The organism is Robinsoniella sp., from assembly GCF_034124845.1.
In genome coordinates this window covers 18028-19822 of record NZ_JAWYAJ010000357.1, presented here as the reverse complement: position 1 = coordinate 19822, position 1795 = coordinate 18028, and the positions used below count along the sequence as shown (strand labels likewise).

Here is a 1795-nt window from a genome sequence, read left to right as displayed (position 1 = left end):
ATCCGGTGATTTCTATGATGATCCTTACGAAGAAGATATTTTCGAAGAGGAGGCAGAAGAAGGATTCTTTGAAGAAGAAAATTATAATGAGATGGCAGATGAGCAGGAATCATTTGCACAGGACATTATGGAAGACCAGGAAGCATATAGCAAGGATAAATTGTTTCACGAAAATGAACTGATGGAAGAAGACGGTTTTGATGCGGACATTCTTGAAGAAGAAGCTTCTCTGGAAGCCGGTCCGGATCCGGAAGAGCAGTAGTCGAAGGAGTACAGTATGAGCCAGGTTAAAAAAGCACCTATGCGTAAATGCATCGGATGCCAGGAAATGAAAAACAAAAAAGAAATGATGAGAGTCCTCAAAACACCGGAAGACGAACTTATCATTGATACGACCGGTAAAAAAAATGGTAGAGGCGCATATCTGTGCTTTTCAAAAGAATGTTTTGAAAAGGCAGTGAAAAGCAAAGGGCTGGAACGTTCATTAAAAATGAGCATACCACCATCTGTATATGAAGGTTTAAAAAAGGAGATAGAGCATATTGAAACAAAATAAAATTCTGTCTCTCATTGGTTTGGCAATGAAAGCCGGCAAAATTGTAAGCGGCGAATTCTCGACGGAGAAAGCAGTGAAATCAGGGCATGCTTGTCTTGTGATTATCTCCGAAGAAGCCTCCGATAATACCAGAAAAAAATTTCAGAATATGTGTACGTACTATGAAGTGCCGATTTATTTTTATGGAACGAAGATTGATCTGGGTATCGCCATTGGAAAGGAGTTTCGGGCATCTTTAGCAGTGACCGACCAGGGTTTATCTACTGCCATAGAAAAGCAGCTTAGTAACAGTAATTAACGGAGGTAGTAATATGTCAAAATTGAGAGTACATGAGTTAGCAAAAGAATTAGGGAAGCAAAATAAAGAAGTCATGAATTATCTTACAGAGAAAGGAATAACGGTAAAGAGCCATATGAGTACAATAGAGGAAGGTATGGTGGATGACATCCGTAAAAATATCGGAAAAGGCACTGCTAAACCTGCTACGGGAGCAGGAGAAGTAAAGGCACAGGAAACATCCACAGCTACAAAACCGGAAGGTAAAGAGCAAACCACAGGAGAACCGGTAAAGAAAAAGAATATATCACAGGTATTCCGTCCCCAGAACAGCCGCACCGGAATGCAGCAGCGTCCGGGACAGCAGCGCACCCAGGGACAGTCAAGAAGACCTCAGGGAACGACTGGTACCGCACAGCGCCCACAGAGCCAGCAGGCAGTAAAGGCACAGGAAGTGCCGGAAGTACGTGTACAGTCAGCAGCGCCGGTAAAACCAACGGTTCAGCCGGCAACAGCAAGTGACGTTCAGACAAAACCAGTTTCCGCACAGCCAGCGGCAGCTCCGGTGCAGCATACAGCTGCCAAGGAATCACAGCCAGTGTCATCTGCGGCATCAGGCAGCAGACCACAGGAAACAGAACAGAGACCTTATCATAACCAGAACAGTCAGGGTGGCCAGAGACCTTATAATAATCAGAACAGCCAGGGTGGCCAGAGACCTTATAACAACCAGAACAGTCAAGGCGGCCAGAGACCTTATAACAACCAGAACAGCCAGGGTGAACAAAGACCTTATCATAACCAGAACAGCCAGGGTGGCCAGAGAACTTATAATAATCAGAACAGCCAGGGTGGTCAGAGAACTTATAATAATCAGAACAGCCAGGGTGGTCAGAGAACTTATAACAATCAAAACAGCCAGGGTGGTCAGAGAACTTACAATAACCAGGGCGGTCAGGGCG

4 protein-coding genes are annotated in these 1795 nt (G+C 44.7%); all 4 read left to right on the top strand.

Features of this window, described 5'->3' with window-relative positions; all coding sequences use genetic code 11:
- Nucleotides 1-262 (top strand): hypothetical protein (locus ACH2DQ_RS17990; RefSeq protein ID WP_395027734.1); only part of this gene is annotated, 262 nt, incomplete at its 5' end.
- Between the two features lie 15 nt (nt 263-277).
- Nucleotides 278-556 (top strand): RNase P modulator RnpM, encoded by a 279-nt coding sequence (gene rnpM / locus ACH2DQ_RS17985; RefSeq protein ID WP_394916208.1) that lies wholly within the window; start codon nt 278-280, stop codon nt 554-556.
- On the top strand, nt 543-854 hold the full coding sequence (locus ACH2DQ_RS17980) for a L7Ae/L30e/S12e/Gadd45 family ribosomal protein (protein WP_394916207.1): 312 nt from the start codon (nt 543-545) through the stop codon (nt 852-854). Before rnpM ends, ACH2DQ_RS17980 begins: the two co-directional genes overlap by 14 nt.
- 13 nt (nt 855-867) lie before the next feature.
- On the top strand, nt 868-1795 hold a 928-nt coding region (locus ACH2DQ_RS17975; protein ID WP_395027731.1), incomplete at its 3' end, for a translation initiation factor IF-2 N-terminal domain-containing protein.